11 protein-coding genes are annotated in these 14,394 nt (G+C 60.6%); 6 read left to right on the top strand and 5 right to left on the bottom strand.

The window, feature by feature from the left end:
* Positions 1 to 47 precede the first annotated feature (47 nt).
* Complete coding sequence (locus ACTJJ6_RS01435; protein ID WP_143778799.1) at positions 48 to 1,952, bottom strand: ABC transporter ATP-binding protein; 1,905 nt, start codon at positions 1,950 to 1,952, stop codon at positions 48 to 50.
* Positions 1,953 to 1,957: 5 nt separating this feature from the next.
* Positions 1,958 to 4,084 carry a bifunctional 23S rRNA (guanine(2069)-N(7))-methyltransferase RlmK/23S rRNA (guanine(2445)-N(2))-methyltransferase RlmL gene (gene rlmKL / locus ACTJJ6_RS01430; protein WP_028127997.1) on the bottom strand — a complete coding sequence of 709 codons (2,127 nt, stop codon included), beginning with the start codon at positions 4,082 to 4,084 and terminating at the stop codon, positions 1,958 to 1,960.
* 103 nt (positions 4,085 to 4,187) lie between these two features.
* Between rlmKL and ACTJJ6_RS01425 the strand changes: the two genes are divergently transcribed.
* Positions 4,188 to 5,291: a YcbX family protein gene (locus ACTJJ6_RS01425; RefSeq protein ID WP_016928298.1), complete on the top strand. Its 1,104-nt coding sequence runs from the start codon at positions 4,188 to 4,190 to the stop codon at positions 5,289 to 5,291.
* Between the two features lie 6 nt (positions 5,292 to 5,297).
* Here the strand turns inward: ACTJJ6_RS01425 and ACTJJ6_RS01420 are convergent, their stop codons facing one another.
* On the bottom strand, positions 5,298 to 5,846 hold the full coding sequence (locus ACTJJ6_RS01420; protein ID WP_004928171.1) for a cell division protein ZapC: 549 nt from the start codon (positions 5,844 to 5,846) through the stop codon (positions 5,298 to 5,300).
* 176 nt (positions 5,847 to 6,022) lie between these two features.
* The gene (gene pyrD, locus ACTJJ6_RS01415) at positions 6,023 to 7,033 is read right to left on the bottom strand and encodes a quinone-dependent dihydroorotate dehydrogenase (protein ID WP_015377348.1); all 1,011 of its coding nucleotides are present in this window, start codon (positions 7,031 to 7,033) and stop codon (positions 6,023 to 6,025) included.
* A 258-nt stretch (positions 7,034 to 7,291) separates the two neighbouring features.
* Here pyrD and ssuE point away from each other — a divergent pair, with 258 nt between their 5' ends.
* From ssuE to ssuB, 5 genes are read left to right on the top strand one after another with little or no spacing between them, the layout of a single operon-like run.
* The gene (gene ssuE / locus ACTJJ6_RS01410; protein ID WP_016928300.1) at positions 7,292 to 7,870 is read left to right on the top strand and encodes an NADPH-dependent FMN reductase; all 579 of its coding nucleotides are present in this window, start codon (positions 7,292 to 7,294) and stop codon (positions 7,868 to 7,870) included.
* A gap of 24 nt (positions 7,871 to 7,894) precedes the next feature.
* Entirely contained in the window at positions 7,895 to 8,860 is a 966-nt protein-coding gene (locus ACTJJ6_RS01405; protein ID WP_143778798.1) for a sulfonate ABC transporter substrate-binding protein, read from the top strand.
* 19 nt (positions 8,861 to 8,879) lie between these two features.
* Positions 8,880 to 10,028 (top strand): FMNH2-dependent alkanesulfonate monooxygenase, encoded by a 1,149-nt coding sequence (gene ssuD / locus ACTJJ6_RS01400; RefSeq protein ID WP_016928301.1) that lies wholly within the window; start codon positions 8,880 to 8,882, stop codon positions 10,026 to 10,028.
* 11 nt (positions 10,029 to 10,039) lie between these two features.
* A complete protein-coding gene (ssuC, locus tag ACTJJ6_RS01395; protein ID WP_033640803.1) occupies positions 10,040 to 10,834 on the top strand; it encodes an aliphatic sulfonate ABC transporter permease SsuC in 795 nt (264 codons plus the stop codon).
* Positions 10,831 to 11,604 carry an aliphatic sulfonates ABC transporter ATP-binding protein gene (ssuB, locus tag ACTJJ6_RS01390; RefSeq protein WP_016928303.1) on the top strand — a complete coding sequence of 258 codons (774 nt, stop codon included), beginning with the start codon at positions 10,831 to 10,833 and terminating at the stop codon, positions 11,602 to 11,604. Before ssuC ends, ssuB begins: the two co-directional genes overlap by 4 nt.
* Before the next feature lie 57 nt (positions 11,605 to 11,661).
* Here ssuB and pepN read toward each other — a convergent pair whose 3' ends face one another.
* Positions 11,662 to 14,280 (bottom strand): aminopeptidase N, encoded by a 2,619-nt coding sequence (gene pepN / locus ACTJJ6_RS01385; protein WP_079449435.1) that lies wholly within the window; start codon positions 14,278 to 14,280, stop codon positions 11,662 to 11,664.
* Positions 14,281 to 14,394 lie beyond the last annotated feature (114 nt).

The following is a 14,394-nucleotide window of genomic DNA, read 5'->3' as shown; positions in this document are numbered from 1 at the left end:
GGCACGTCGATGCCGCCCGCAGCAGCGCGCGGGCGGCATCGCAACGGTCAGCCGTTTTTCATCGCTTCCAGCTCTTCCCAACGGGCGAAAGCCTGTTCCAGCGCTTGCTCGGCATCAGCCAGCGCCGTCAGCACTTCTTGCGTTTCGCTGTGCGGCCGCGTGAAGAAATCCGCGTCACTCATCTGCGCCTGCAGCGCTTCGATTTCCGCTTCCAGCTGTTCGAGCCGCTGCGGCAACTGTTCCAGCTCACGCAGCAGGTTGTAACTCAGCTTGGCCGCCGTTTTCTTCGGTTGTTCGGCCTTTTTCTCCGCCGCCGGTTTGCTCGCGCTCGGCGCCGCCTGACGAATCGGTTTCGCCGTCGCGCGCTGGTGATGCGCATCGTAGTAACCGCCGACGAAGGCATTGATCACGCCGTTGCCTTCGAAGATCCAGCACTCGGTCACCGAGTTGTCGACGAACTGACGATCGTGGCTGACCAGCAGTACGGTGCCCTGATAGCCGTCGATCAGCTCTTCCAGCAACTCCAGCGTTTCGACGTCGAGATCGTTGGTTGGTTCATCGAGGATCAGCAGATTGCTCGGTTTAAGAAACAGCTTAGCCAACAGCAGGCGGTTACGCTCACCGCCCGACAGCGCCTTCACCGGCGTCATCGCGCGTTTCGGGTGGAACAGGAAGTCCTGCAGATAGCCTAATACGTGGCGAGGACGGCCGTTGACCATCACTTCCTGCTTGCCTTCCGCCAGATTGTCCATCACCGTGCGTTCCGGATCGAGATCGGCGCGGTGCTGGTCGAAATAGGCCACTTCCAGCTTGGTGCCGCAGTGCACACGGCCGCTGTCGGCTTTCAGCTGACCGAGCATCAGTTTCAGCAGCGTGGTTTTGCCGCAGCCGTTCGGCCCCACCAGCGCAATCTTGTCGCCGCGCTGCACCTGGGCGGAGAAACCGCGCACCAGCACTTTTTCGCCAACCTGATAATTGACGTCTTCCAGCTCGAATACGATTTTGCCGGAGCGGGTCGCCTCTTCCACTTGCATCTTGGCGGTGCCCATCACTTCGCGGCGCTGCGAGCGCTCGGCGCGCAGCGCCTTCAGCGCGCGCACGCGGCCCTCATTGCGGGTGCGGCGCGCCTTGATGCCCTGACGGATCCAGACCTCTTCCTGCGCCAGCTTGCGGTCGAACTCGGCGTTTTGCAGCTCTTCCACCCGCAGCGCTTCTTCTTTGCTCTGCAGATACAGATCGTAGTTGCCCGGCCAGGAAACCAGCTTGCCGCGATCCAGATCGACGATGCGCGTCGCCATGTTGCGGATAAACGAACGGTCGTGCGAGATGAAGACGATGCTGCCGTCGAACTCTTTCAGGAAGCCCTCGAGCCAATCGATGGTTTCAATGTCCAGGTGGTTGGTCGGTTCGTCGAGCAACAACACGCGCGGTGAGCTCACCAGCGCGCGGCCCAGCGCCGCTTTACGCAGCCAACCGCCGGACAGTGAGGAAAGCTCGGCGTCGCCGTTCAGCCCCAGCTGCAGCAGCACTTCGCTGATGCGGCTGTCGAGCTGCCACAGCCCCTGGTGATCGAGGATCTCCATGATTTGCGCCATGCGCGCCAGGTTTTTCTCGCTTGGATCGCTTTCCACCAGGTGAGAGATCGCGTGATAGGCCTTCAGGTGTTCCGCCTGCTCCGCAACGCCTTCCGCTACGAAGTCGAATACGCTGCCGCCGATATTGCGCGGCGGATCCTGTTGCAGACGTGCCACGATCAGATCTTGTTCGTAGATCACCCGGCCATCGTCCAGCGGGATCTCTTTGCCGAGGATCTTCAGCAGCGTGGATTTGCCGGCGCCGTTGCGCCCGACCAGACACACGCGCTCGTTGTCTTCAATATGAATTTCGGTGTTGTCTAACAGTGGCGCATCGCTGAAAGAGAGCCAGGCGCCGGACATGCTGATTAACGACATAGTAATTATTTTCCTTCGCCGGCGTGAGTCACCAGCCAGCAGTTGTGGATCTGACGGTTACGGGCAAAATCCTGCGACAGCGTCTTGGCGGTGATCTCTTTCGCCTCCAGACCCAACGCGCTCAGCCCTGCCATATCCATTTGGAAACCGCGCTTGTTGTTCGAGAACATGATGGTCCCGTTGCGGCGCAGCAACCGTTTCAAATCTTTCATCAGCGCCAGGTGATCGCGCTGCACGTCAAAGGTGTTCTCCATCCGCTTGGAGTTGGAGAACGTCGGCGGATCGATGAAGATCACGTCGAACTGTTCATTGGCGTTGCTCAGCCAAGACAGGCAATCGGCCTGGATCAGCCGATGCTGACGGCCGGTCAGGCCGTTGGCGCGCAGGTTCTTCTCCGCCCATTCCAGGTAAGTACGCGACATGTCCACCGTGGTGGTGCTGCGCGCGCCGCCCAGCCCGGCGTGCACGCTGGCGGTGCCGGTGTAGGCGAACAGGTTGAGGAAATCCTTGCCGCCGCTCATCTCACCCAGCATACGGCGCGCGATGCGGTGATCGAGGAACAGACCGGTATCGAGATAGTCGGTCAGGTTGACCCACAGTTTGGCGTTATACTCTTCCACCAGCAGGAACTCGCCCTTCTGCGCCAGCTTCTCGTACTGGTTTTTGCCCTTCTGCCGCTCGCGGGTTTTCAGGATCAGCTGATTCGACGGCAGCTCCAGCACCGCCAGCGTCGCGTTGATCACATCGAACAGACGCTGACGTGCTTTCTGCGCATCGACGGTTTTCGGCGGCGCATATTCCTGCACCACCACCTTGCTGCCGTAGCGATCCACCGCAACGTTGTATTCTGGCAGATCGGCATCGTACAGGCGGTAGCATTCAATGCCCTGCTGTTTCGCCCACTTGTCGAGCTTCTTCAAATTCTTGCGCAGACGGTTGGCGAAATCTTCCGCCACCTGCACGCCGCCGGTGGCGCTACCGGCCGGGCTTGCCGCCAGCTGATAATTTTTCTGCACGCACTCCAGCGGGCCGTTCTTCGCCTTGAACTGGCGCTCGGCGCGCAGCTGCAGGCAGCTCAACAGCTCCGGCGAGGCGCTGAACAGCGACAGTTGCCAACCGCCGAAGGCGCTTTTCATCACGCGGCCCAGCATGTTGTGCAGCGCGATCAGCGCCGGTTCGCTTTCCAGGCGTTCGCCGTACGGCGGGTTGCTGATCACCGTGCCTTGCGGGCCTTCCGGCAGCGGGTTGGTCAAGCGCGCGACGTCGCCGACGTTGAAGGTGATCAGCTCGGCGACGCCGGCGCGGCGGGCGTTGCCGCGCGCCATTTCAATCACCCGGCGATCGATATCGGAACCGAAGAAGCGAGAGGCGGTTTCCTGCAGGCCGCGGCGCGCGCGCACCTGCGCTTCGGTGGTGACTTCACGCCACAGTTCGGCGTTGTGGCCATTCCAGGCGCTGAAGCCCCAGTGTTGACGGTGCAGGCCTGGCGCGCGATCGGCAGCGATCATCGCCGCTTCGATCAACAGCGTGCCGGAGCCGCACATCGGATCAAGCATCGGCGTGCCCGGCTGCCAGCCGGAACGCAGCACGATGGCGGCCGCCAGGTTTTCCTTCAGCGGCGCCTGGCCGGTGAGATCGCGGTAGCCGCGCTGATGCAGACCTTCGCCGCTCAGATCGAGCGCCACGCTGGCCATATCGCGCTGCAGGAAGACGTTAACGCGAATGTCCGGCTGCTGTTTGGCGACCGTCGGGCGTTGGTCGAGTTTGCGGGTGAAGCTGTCGACGATGGCGTCTTTCACCTTCAGCGCGCCATATTGGCTGTTGCGGATCTCTTCGTTCACGCCGCTGAAATGCACGGCAAAGGTTTTATCCACGCCAAAAATGCTCGGCCAGTCGATCGCCTGCACCCCGAGGTACAGATCCAGATCGCTGTGCACGCGGAATTCGTTCAGCGGCAACAGAATGCGCGAAGCCAGGCGGCTCCACAGCAAGCTTTGGTACAGAAGACGATCGTCACCCTGAAAATGTACCCCGCCCTGCACCACTTTGCAGTCGTGAGCGCCAAGCGCTTCCAGCTCGCTTTTTAACAGTTCTTCCAATCCACGCGCCGTGCTGGCAAACAGAGAGTTCATATCGTACTTATCACCAAAAAGAAAATTGTTGCGCATTATAGCTAATCCGCACCGCTTGTCATAAAGTTGCTCCCTTCTATTTAATCATCGCACGGAGATAAGGGTGATCACGCTTTCCAAACTCTACGTCCATCCGGTTAAATCACTGCGCGGCCTGCAGCTTTCTTACGCCCAGGTCGGCAGCAGCGGTCTGGCCTTCGACCGCAACTTTATGATCACCGAGCCGGACGGCACCTTTATTACCGCGCGCCAATATCCGCAGATGGTGCTGTTCACGCCGGCGCTGCTGCCGGACGGGCTGTTCCTGACCGCGCCGGACGGCGAAAGCGCCGCCATTCGCTTCAGCGACTTCGCCGCCGCGCCGCAGCCGACCGAGGTATGGGGCAACCATTTCACCGCGCTGACTGCGCCAGATGAGATCAACCGTTGGCTGAGCGGCTATTTCCAGCGCGACGTGCAGCTGCGCTGGCTGGGGCCGGAGCTGACCCGCCGGGTCAAGAAGCACCCTGAAATCCCGCTGACGTTTGCCGACGGCTACCCTTATCTGCTGATTAACCAGGCTTCGTTCAACGATCTGCAGCAGCGTTGCCCCGGCAGCATCAAGCTGGAACAGTTCCGCCCCAATCTGGTGGTGAGCGGCGCTACCGCCTGGGCTGAAGACGGCTGGCAGGTGATCCGCGTCGGCGACGTCATGTTCGATCTGGTGAAACCCTGCAGCCGCTGCGTGCTCACCACCGTCAGCACCGAGCGTGGCCGCAAGCACCCGAGCGGCGAACCGCTCAGCACGCTGCAAAAATTCCGCTCCGCCGACAACGGCGACATCGATTTCGGCCAGAATATGATCGCGCGCAACAGCGGCATCATCCGCGTGGGCGATACGGTGGAAGTGCTGTCGACCAAGCCGCCGCGCCCTTATGGCGCAGGCAAAGTGGTGGAGAGCGTGCAAGCGCCGCAAGACAGCGCGCACAGCGTCACCATCGAATATGAAGGAAAGGTGTTTACCGGCAACAACCAGCAGATTTTGCTCGAACAGCTGGAGCAGCAAGGCATCCGCGTGCCTTACTCGTGCCGCGCCGGGATTTGCGGCAGTTGCCGCATTACGTTGCTGAGCGGTGAAGTCGCGCCCCTGAAGAAAAGCGCGCTGGGCGACAACGGCACCATCCTGTGCTGCAGCTGCATCCCGAAAAGTGATTTGACCCTGGCGTAATCCGCCTTATACCGCCCTGTCGTAAGCCGGGGCGGCGCTTTCATCCTGCGCGCAGGGTTTCAGCCGATCGTGCATCACCTTGATGGCGTCGCCCAATACCATGGTACGGCCAGCGACCGTCAGCTGATTTTGCGCCAGCAGGCACAGGCTGGCGTTATCCCCGGCCTCCACCACCAGCAAGCGCGCTTCCGCGCCGCTCTCCATCACTTTCACCGCCGCCAGCTCGCCGTTTTTCGGCTGCAGCGGGTAATGCTGCTGCGAGAAATGCCAGCTCTTCGGCATCAGCGGTTTCAGGAAGCGGTAGGCGACCAGCGCATTCAACACCAGCTCGGCGCGCTGTTCATGGCTCAGCTTGACCTGCTTGCACTGTTCTTCATAGGTGAAATAGAGGGCGGCGTCATCTACGCAAAAAGCGCATTCATCGAAGGCGTCCGGCGTTAACATTTTGGCCGGGAAACGTGAACGAAAGATCATACCATTAGCTAAATCCAGCATTAGCCGATCGTGTTCGGCATCAAAATACCAACGCCAATTATCGTCAGGTTTTATCTTCATTTCGTATCCTTCTCGCTGCCTATGCCAACGCCGCACTCACCCTAAAAGGCGATTTTATCACCGATAAAATAGCTTAAACATCGGATAATTCCGCGAACGATATTTATGCTAACGAACAAAATATAGACGAGCCGGGGGCAGAAATAAACCCCCGGAATAAAATGAGAGGAAAAATATTAGATATGGGTAACGATATCTTTAATCAAACGCGGGCCGTGATAGATAAATCCGGAATAAATTTGCAGCAGGCTCGCGCCGGCCTCCATTTTTTCGCGCGCCGCCGTCAGCGAATCGATGCCGCCTACGCCGATAATCGGCAGACGCCCTTGCAGTTCGGTGGAGAGGCGACGGATCACTTCGGTACTGCGTGATTGCAACGGACGCCCACTTAACCCGCCCGCTTGTTCGCAGTAATTCAGCCCTTGGATCAATTTTCGATCCAACGTGGTATTGGTGGCGATCACGCCATCGATATTATGCCGCACCAGGCTATCGGCAATTTGGATCAATTCTTCTTCTGAAAGATCCGGCGCGATCTTTACCGCCACCGGCACATATTTGTGATGACGCGCATGTAATTCCTGCTGCTTATTTTTAATCGCAGCCAAAAGATCGTCCAGCGCTTCGCCATACTGTAAGGATCGTAACCCCGGCGTATTCGGTGAAGAGATGTTAATCGCGATATATCCGGCATACGGATAAACTTTATCCATGCAGATCAAATAATCGTCTTTGCCCTGCTCGACCGGCGTGTCTTTATTCTTGCCGATATTGATCCCAAGAATGCCGCCGAAATGGGATTTCTTAACGTTTTCAACCAGATTGTCCACGCCATGGTTATTGAACCCCATGCGGTTAATCAGGCCTTCCGCCTCAACCACGCGGAACAAGCGCGGCTTGTCATTGCCCGGTTGCGGACGCGGCGTCACGGTGCCGACCTCCACATGGCCGAAGCCCATCGCGCCGAACGCATCGATGCATTCGCCGTTTTTATCCAGACCGGCGGCCAATCCCAGCGGGTTTTTAAACGACAGCCCCATGCAGTTGACCGGTTTGGTCGGCACGGACTGACGGACAAGAAACGCTAATGGGGTGCCGGTAATACGGCTGAGCTGACGAAAGGTCACTTCGTGCGCGCGCTCCGGATCGAGCTGGAACAACGCTTTCCTGATGAGGGGGTAGTACATGGACTCTCCTGATTTCCCGGTTGCAAACCGGGGGCGTATTATCCGGTATCCCCCGCCTAATTGGAATTGATTAAAGGCAAAAAAAGCCGTTTTTACGCAATCGTTTTCCCTCTTCGCCGCCAAATCGCTGCCAATCCGCTTTTGCGCATATCCAAATCAAAAAATGAGATTTAAAAAACGCGCCCGGTTGCTGGTAGGTTTAAAACACTTCCCATTGATTTTCTAATTAAACCTAACTTTTAGTTATAAGGAGTGGCAATGCGCGTTATATCACTGGCCGGTAGCCCACGCATCCCATCACGTTCCGCCGCGCTGCTCTCGCTGAGTCAGAACTGGCTGCGGCAGCAAGGGGTGGAAGTGACGGCCTATACCCTGCACGACTTTGACGCCGAAGATCTGCTGTACGCCAACTTCAACAGTCCGGCGATCAAGGCGTTTGCCGAGCAGCTGGCGCAGGCCGACGGCCTGCTGATTTCCACGCCGGTTTATAAAGCGTCGTTCTCCGGCGCGCTGAAAACCCTGCTGGATCTGCTGCCGGAACGCGCTCTGGATCATAAGGTGGTGTTGCCGCTGGCGACCGGGGGATCTGTCGGCCACATGCTGGCGGTGGACTATGCGTTGAAACCGGTGCTGGCGGCGCTGAAAGCGCAAGAGGTGCTGCACGGCGTGTTCGCCGACGACAGCCAGATCCAGTTGACCGAAGAAAGCGCCACGCTCACCGACGCCGTGGCCGCCCGGCTGGAAGAGGCACTGGCCAGTTTCTATCTGGCGCTTGGCCGCCGCAAACCGCCTGCGCTGCGCGTCGCCTCGCCACTGGCGGCGCGTCAAACCGCCTGAAACGCCTGGAAAAGGAGAGCCTGAATGAAACAACGCATCGCTTTGCGGCGTTGGCTGAGCGCCGCCGCCTTCACCGGCCTGCTGTCGCTGATTTGGGCCAACGCCGCCGTCGCTCAGGATCCGGCGCAATTCCGCATCGGCTACCAAAAAGGATCGGTCAGTCTGGTGCTGGCGAAGAGCCACCGGCTGCTGGAGGAACGTTTCCCCGCCACCCGCATCAGTTGGATCGAGTTTCCCGCCGGCCCGCAGATGCTGGAAGCCTTGAACGTCGGCAGCATCGATCTGGGCAGCACCGGCGATATTCCGCCGATCTTCGCGCAGGCCGCCGGGGCGGATCTGCTGTATGTCGGCGTTGAGCCGCCCAAACCGAAGGCGGAAGTGATCCTGGTGCCGGAAAACAGCCCGATCAAAACCGTCGCCGATCTGAAAGGCCATAAGGTCGCGTTCCAGAAAGGATCCAGCTCACATAACCTGCTGCTGCGATCGCTGCAAAAAGCCGGACTGAAATTTACGGATATCCAGCCCGCCTATTTAACGCCCGCCGATGCGCGCGCTGCATTCCAGCAGGGCAACGTCGATGCCTGGGCGATCTGGGATCCTTATTATTCCGCCGCGCTGCTGCAGGGCGGCGTGCGGGTGCTTGGCGACGGCACCGATCTGAATCAGACCGGTTCCTTCTATCTGGCGGCGCGCCCCTATGTCGAAGCCAACGGTGCCTTTATCAGCCAGGTCTTGACGGTGCTGACCCAGGCCGATGCGCTCACCCGCAGCGACCGGGCGCAAAGCGTGACCCTGCTGGCCAACGCCATGGGGCTGCCGGAACCGGTGATCGCCAGCTATCTGGATCACCGCCCTCCGACCGCCATCACACCGCTCGATGCGCATACGATCGCCGCGCAGCAGCAAACCGCCGACCTGTTTTACGCCAACCGGTTGGTGCCGGTGAAGGTCGACATCTCGCAACGCATCTGGCGCCCAAGCGCGCAATAAATACGGGGGAACATTGACGATGAGCCTGAACGTTTTCTGGTTTTTACCCACCCATGGCGACGGCCACTATCTTGGCAGCGCGCAGGGCGCTCGCAGCGTCGATCACGGTTACTTGCAGCAGATCGCCCAGGCGGCGGATCGGCTGGGATTCGGCGGCGTGCTGATCCCCACCGGTCGCTCTTGCGAAGACTCCTGGCTGGTGGCCGCCTCGCTGATCCCGGTCACCCAGCGGCTGAAATTTTTGGTCGCGTTGCGGCCGGGTATCATCTCCCCTACGCTGGCGGCGCGTCAGGCGGCGACGCTGGATCGCCTGTCCAACGGGCGCGCGCTGTTCAATCTGGTCACCGGCGGCGATCCGGAAGAGCTGGCGGCGGAGGGGTTACATCTCAGTCATGAAGAGCGTTACGAGGCCTCGACCGAGTTCACTCATATCTGGCGCCGGGTGCTGGAAGGGGAAACCGTCGATTTCCACGGCAAGCATATTCAGGTGAAAGGCGCCAAGCTGCTGTTCCCGCCGGTGCAGCAGCCGCGCCCGCCGCTCTATTTCGGCGGATCCTCCGCCGCCGCGCAGGATCTGGCCGCCGAACAGGTAGAAATGTACCTCACCTGGGGAGAGCCGCCGGCGCAGGTCAAAGAGAAGATCGAGGAAGTACGCGCCAAAGCGGCGGCGAAGGGCCGACAGGTGCGTTTCGGCATCCGCCTGCACGTCATCGTGCGGGAAACCACCGAAGAGGCCTGGCGCGCCGCCGATCGGCTGATCGCGCACCTCGATGAGGAAACCATCGCCAACGCGCAGCAGGCCTTTGCGCGCTTCGACTCCGTCGGCCAACGGCGCATGGCGGCGCTGCACGGCGGCAAAAAGGATAACCTGGAGATCAGCCCGAACCTGTGGGCCGGCATCGGCCTGGTGCGCGGCGGCGCCGGCACCGCGCTGGTGGGCGATGGCCCGACGGTCGCGGCGCGCATGCAGGAATATGCCGATCTGGGCATCGACACCTTTATTCTCTCCGGCTATCCGCATCTGGAAGAGGCCTACCGCGTCGGCGAACTGCTGTTCCCGCACCTCGATCTGGCGCAGGAGGAAACGCCCGCTCGCCTTCAACCGGTGCGCCCGCAGGGCGAAGTGGTGGCCAACATCTATGTTCCGCAAAAAGTATCGCAGAGCTGAGGAGCGCCCCGATGGCAAATAACGTACAACGCATCCTGTATCGGCTGGCTCCCTGGGCGCTGCCGTTGGCGCTGGTGATCATCTGGCAGATCGCCGTCGAAACCGGCTGGCTGTCCAACCGCATTTTGCCGGCGCCGAGTGCGGTGCTGGCCGCCTTCTGGCGCCTGAGCCAAAGCGGCGAACTGTGGCAGCACCTGAGCATCAGCAGCCAGCGCGCGTTGATCGGCTTTGGCATCGGCGGCAGCATCGGACTGATACTCGGCTTTATTACCGGGCTGTCACGCTGGGGTGAACGCCTGCTGGACAGCTCGGTGCAAATGATCCGCAACGTGCCTCATCTGGCGCTGATCCCGTTGGTGATCCTGTGGTTCGGCATCGATGAATCCGCCAAGATCTTTCTGGTGGCGCTCGGTACGCTGTTCCCGATTTATCTCAACACCTATCACGGCATCAAAAACATCGATCGCGGCCTGTTGGAGATGGCCCGCAGCTACGGCCTGAGCGGTTTCCGCCTGTTTACACAGGTGGTGCTGCCGGGCGCGCTGCCGTCGATTATGGTCGGCGTGCGTTTCGCTCTCGGCTTCATGTGGCTGACGCTGATCGTCGCCGAAACCATCTCGGCCAATTCGGGCATCGGCTACCTGGCGATGAACGCGCGTGAATTTCTGCAAACCGACGTGGTGGTGGTGGCGATCGTGCTGTACGCCCTGCTCGGCAAGCTGGCGGACGTGGGCGCGCAGCTGTTGGAGCGCGTCTGGTTGCGCTGGCATCCGGCCTATCAACTGAAACAGGGAGAAGCGCTATGACCCTTCCCGCTCGCCTTGCGCAAGGCACGCCGGTGACGCTGGAGTCCATCGGCAAACGTTACGGCAACCGCACGGTGCTGGACAATATTCAGCTGCGCATTTCCGCCGGGCAGTTCGTGGCGGTGGTCGGCCGCAGCGGCTGCGGCAAGAGCACCCTGCTGCGCCTGTTGGCCGGCCTGGAACAGGCCAGCAGCGGCGCGCTGCTCAGCGGCAACGCGCCGCTTGCCGCCGCTAAAGAGGATACCCGGTTGATGTTTCAGGATGCGCGCCTGTTGCCGTGGAAAACGGTGATCGACAACGTAGGTCTGGGGCTGCGCGGCCAGTGGCGCGACGCGGCGCTGCAGGCGCTGGACGCGGTCGGTTTGGCGGATCGCGCCCACGATTGGCCGGCGGCGCTGTCCGGTGGACAAAAACAGCGGGTCGCCCTGGCGCGCGCGCTGATCCACCGCCCCCGCCTGCTGCTGCTGGACGAACCGCTCGGAGCGCTGGATGCCCTGACGCGCATCGAGATGCAAGGGCTGATAGAAACGCTGTGGCAACAACACGGTTTTACCGTACTGCTGGTCACACATGACGTCAGCGAAGCCATCGCGCTGGCGGATCGGGTGATCCTGATCGAAGAGGGGCATATCGGGCTGGATCTGGCCATCGATCTGCCGCGGCCGCGCCGCAAAGGCTCGGCCAGGCTGGCGGAACTGGAGGCCGAAGTGCTGGAACGGGTGTTATCGCCGCCGGCCGCAGCGGACAGTACCCGCCGGGCGGTGAACTGAACGGATAAAAAAAGGGACGGCGCAGGCCGTCCCCCTTATCTATTCAGCGCGAAAAGATCAGGCGTCGAGCGCCTTGCTGATCTTCTCGTACAGATCGCCGGACAGGTTTTCCAACCCTTTCAGCTGTTCCAACGCCTTGCGCATCAGCGCCTGACGGCCCGCGTCGTAACGCTTCAGGCGAATCAGCGGTTCAATCAGGCGCGCGGCGATCTGCGGGTTGCGCTGGTTGAGATCGCTGAGGATCTCCGCCAGGAACTGATAGCCGCTGCCGTCCGCGGCATGGAACGCCGCCGGGTTGCCGGAAGCGAAGCCGCCGATCAGCGAACGGGTGCGGTTCGGGTTGCTCAGGCTGAACGAACGGTGATGCAACAGTGCGCGCACCTTGCTCAACACATCTGCCGCCGGGCTGCTGCCCTGCAGCACGAACCACTTGTCCATCACCAGGCCATCCTGATGCCAGCGCTCGTCGAACGCCGCCAGCAGCGCATCGCGGCACGGCAGCTGGGCCGCGACCGCAGCAGACAGCGCCGCCAGCGAGTCGGTCATGTTGTCCGCCTGGCGATACTGTTCGCTCACCAGCTGGTCCGCCAGCGCCACATCTTCGCCGAACGCCAGATAGCCCAGGCACACATTACGCAAGGCGCGCTTGGCGATCTCGGCATGCTCCACGCGGTAGCCGTCGGTCTTGTTGGCGTGATACACCGCCAGCCACTCATCGGCCAACTCCCGCGCCAGACAGCGTACGATCGCTTCGTGCACCGCGGCGATCGCTTCCGGATCGATAGTGGCGAACAGCTCGGCGATTTCGTTCTCCGACGGCAGCGTCAGGATCTGCGCCGCCAGCGCCGGATCCAGTTTTTCGTCCAGCAGCACCGCGCGGAACGCATCGGCCACGTGCAGCGGCAGCGACAGCGGCTGCTTCTGCTGGTGCCGCGCCACGTTCAGCTTGATATAGGTCGCCAGCAGGCTCTGTGCCGCATCCCAACGCGCAAATTCATTGCGAGCGTGCTGCATCAGGAAGGTCAGTTGCTGATCGCTGTACGGATAGTCCAGCTTCACCGGCGCGGAGAATTCGCGCAGCAGCGACGGCACCGGCTTGTGCGCCACGCCGTCGAACACGAAAGTTTGCTCCGCTTCGGTGACGTTCAGCACGTTGTTGACCGGCAGGCCGCCTTTTTGCAATGGAATGACATTGCCTTCGCTGTCGTACAGTTCGATATCCAGCGGAATATGCAGCGGCAACTTCTCCGGCTGATCGGCGGTCGGCGCGGTCTTCTGGCTGACATGCAGGCGATACTGTTGGGTTTCCGCGTCGTACTCGTCGCGCACCGTCAACAGCGGCGTGCCGGACTGGCTATACCAACGGCGGAAGCGCGACAGATCGACGTTAGACGCATCCTCCATCGCCTGAACGAAATCGTCGCAGGTAGCGGCGCTGCCGTCGTGGCGTTCGAAATAGAGCTGCATCCCTTTCTGGAAGTTCTCCTCCCCCAACAGGGTATGCATCATACGGATCACCTCGGAACCCTTTTCATACACCGTGAGGGTGTAGAAGTTGTTCATCTCGATGACTTTGTCCGGGCGGATGGCGTGCGCCATCGGGCTGGCGTCTTCGGCAAATTGCGCGCCGCGCATCACGCGCACATTGTCGATGCGGTTGACTGAACGCGATCCCAGATCGGAACTGAATTCCTGATCGCGGAACACCGTCAGCCCCTCTTTCAGACTGAGCTGGAACCAGTCACGGCAGGTCACGCGGTTACCGGTCCAGTTGTGGAAGTATTCGTGGCCGATCACCGCTTCGATGTTCAGGTAATCCTTGTCGGTAGCGGTTTCCGCCTTCGCCAGCACATATTTGGAGTTAAAGATATTTAACCCTTTGTTCTCCATCGCGCCCATATTGAAGAAATCGACCGCCACAATCATATAAATGTCGAGATCGTATTCCAGGCCGAAGCGGGTCTCGTCCCACTTCATCGAGTTCTTCAGCGAAGTCATCGCCCAGTCGGCGCGATCCAGGTTGCCGCGATCGACGAACAGCTCCAGTGCGACCTTACGGCCGGAACGGGTGGTGAAGCTGTCGCGCAGCACGTCGAAGTCCCCCGCCACCAGCGCGAACAGGTAGCAAGGTTTCGGGAACGGATCCTGCCATTGCACCCAGTGGCGGCCATCAGCCAATTCGCCCTGGCCGATGCGGTTGCCGTTCGACAGCAGGAACGGATAGCGCGTCTTGTCGGCCACGATGCGGGTGGTAAAGCGCGCCAGCACGTCCGGGCGATCCTGGTAATAGGTAATGTGGTGGAAGCCTTCGGCTTCGCATTGCGTGCACAGCGCATCGCCGGACAGGTACAGCCCTTCCAGCGCGGTGTTCTTCGCCGGGTGAATATCGTTGACAATGGTAAGAGTGAATTGTGCCGGCAACTCTTCGATGATCAGCTGGTTATCCTGCTGACGGTAGGCGCTCCACGGTTGGCCGTCGACCTGAATGCTCACCAGCGTCAAATCTTCGCCATCCAGCACCAGCGGTGCACCGGCCGCCCCCTGACGTTTGATTTTACTGACGGCGGTCACGCGCGTGGTTTCCGCATCCAGACTGAAGTCCAAATCGATATCGGTCGTGGTGTAATCGGGCGCGCGATAATCGTGGCGGTATTTTGCCTGTGGCTGTTGTGTCATAAAAACCCTTAAACGTCTCAGTGAGTTATAGGTGCCAGGCTGCGCTTCTCCTTCGTACCGCAGCCGGTATGTTCCCCTGCGGCGCGCGGTGAGCCTGAATTGTGAATAAACTGT

Origin of the sequence: Serratia sp. 22278, assembly GCF_052045405.1 — a bacterium.
Classification (GTDB): domain Bacteria; phylum Pseudomonadota; class Gammaproteobacteria; order Enterobacterales; family Enterobacteriaceae; genus Serratia; species Serratia marcescens.
This window is presented reverse-complemented; position numbering and strand designations above follow the sequence as displayed.

What these genes read in the sequence shown, in the direction of transcription:
- ssuB (WP_016928303.1), top strand. Translation starts at nt 10,831, where the DNA reads ATGACCCTTCCCGCTCGCCTTGCGCAAGGCACGCCGGTGACGCTGGAG.
- rlmKL (WP_028127997.1), bottom strand. Translation starts at nt 4,084, where the DNA reads ATGAACTCTCTGTTTGCCAGCACGGCGCGTGGATTGGAAGAACTGTTA.
- pyrD (WP_015377348.1), bottom strand. Translation starts at nt 7,033, where the DNA reads ATGTACTACCCCCTCATCAGGAAAGCGTTGTTCCAGCTCGATCCGGAG.
- ACTJJ6_RS01405 (WP_143778798.1), top strand. Translation starts at nt 7,895, where the DNA reads ATGAAACAACGCATCGCTTTGCGGCGTTGGCTGAGCGCCGCCGCCTTC.
- ssuC (WP_033640803.1), top strand. Translation starts at nt 10,040, where the DNA reads ATGGCAAATAACGTACAACGCATCCTGTATCGGCTGGCTCCCTGGGCG.
- ACTJJ6_RS01420 (WP_004928171.1), bottom strand. Translation starts at nt 5,846, where the DNA reads ATGAAGATAAAACCTGACGATAATTGGCGTTGGTATTTTGATGCCGAA.
- ACTJJ6_RS01435 (WP_143778799.1), bottom strand. Translation starts at nt 1,952, where the DNA reads ATGTCGTTAATCAGCATGTCCGGCGCCTGGCTCTCTTTCAGCGATGCG.
- ssuD (WP_016928301.1), top strand. Translation starts at nt 8,880, where the DNA reads ATGAGCCTGAACGTTTTCTGGTTTTTACCCACCCATGGCGACGGCCAC.
- pepN (WP_079449435.1), bottom strand. Translation starts at nt 14,280, where the DNA reads ATGACACAACAGCCACAGGCAAAATACCGCCACGATTATCGCGCGCCC.
- ssuE (WP_016928300.1), top strand. Translation starts at nt 7,292, where the DNA reads ATGCGCGTTATATCACTGGCCGGTAGCCCACGCATCCCATCACGTTCC.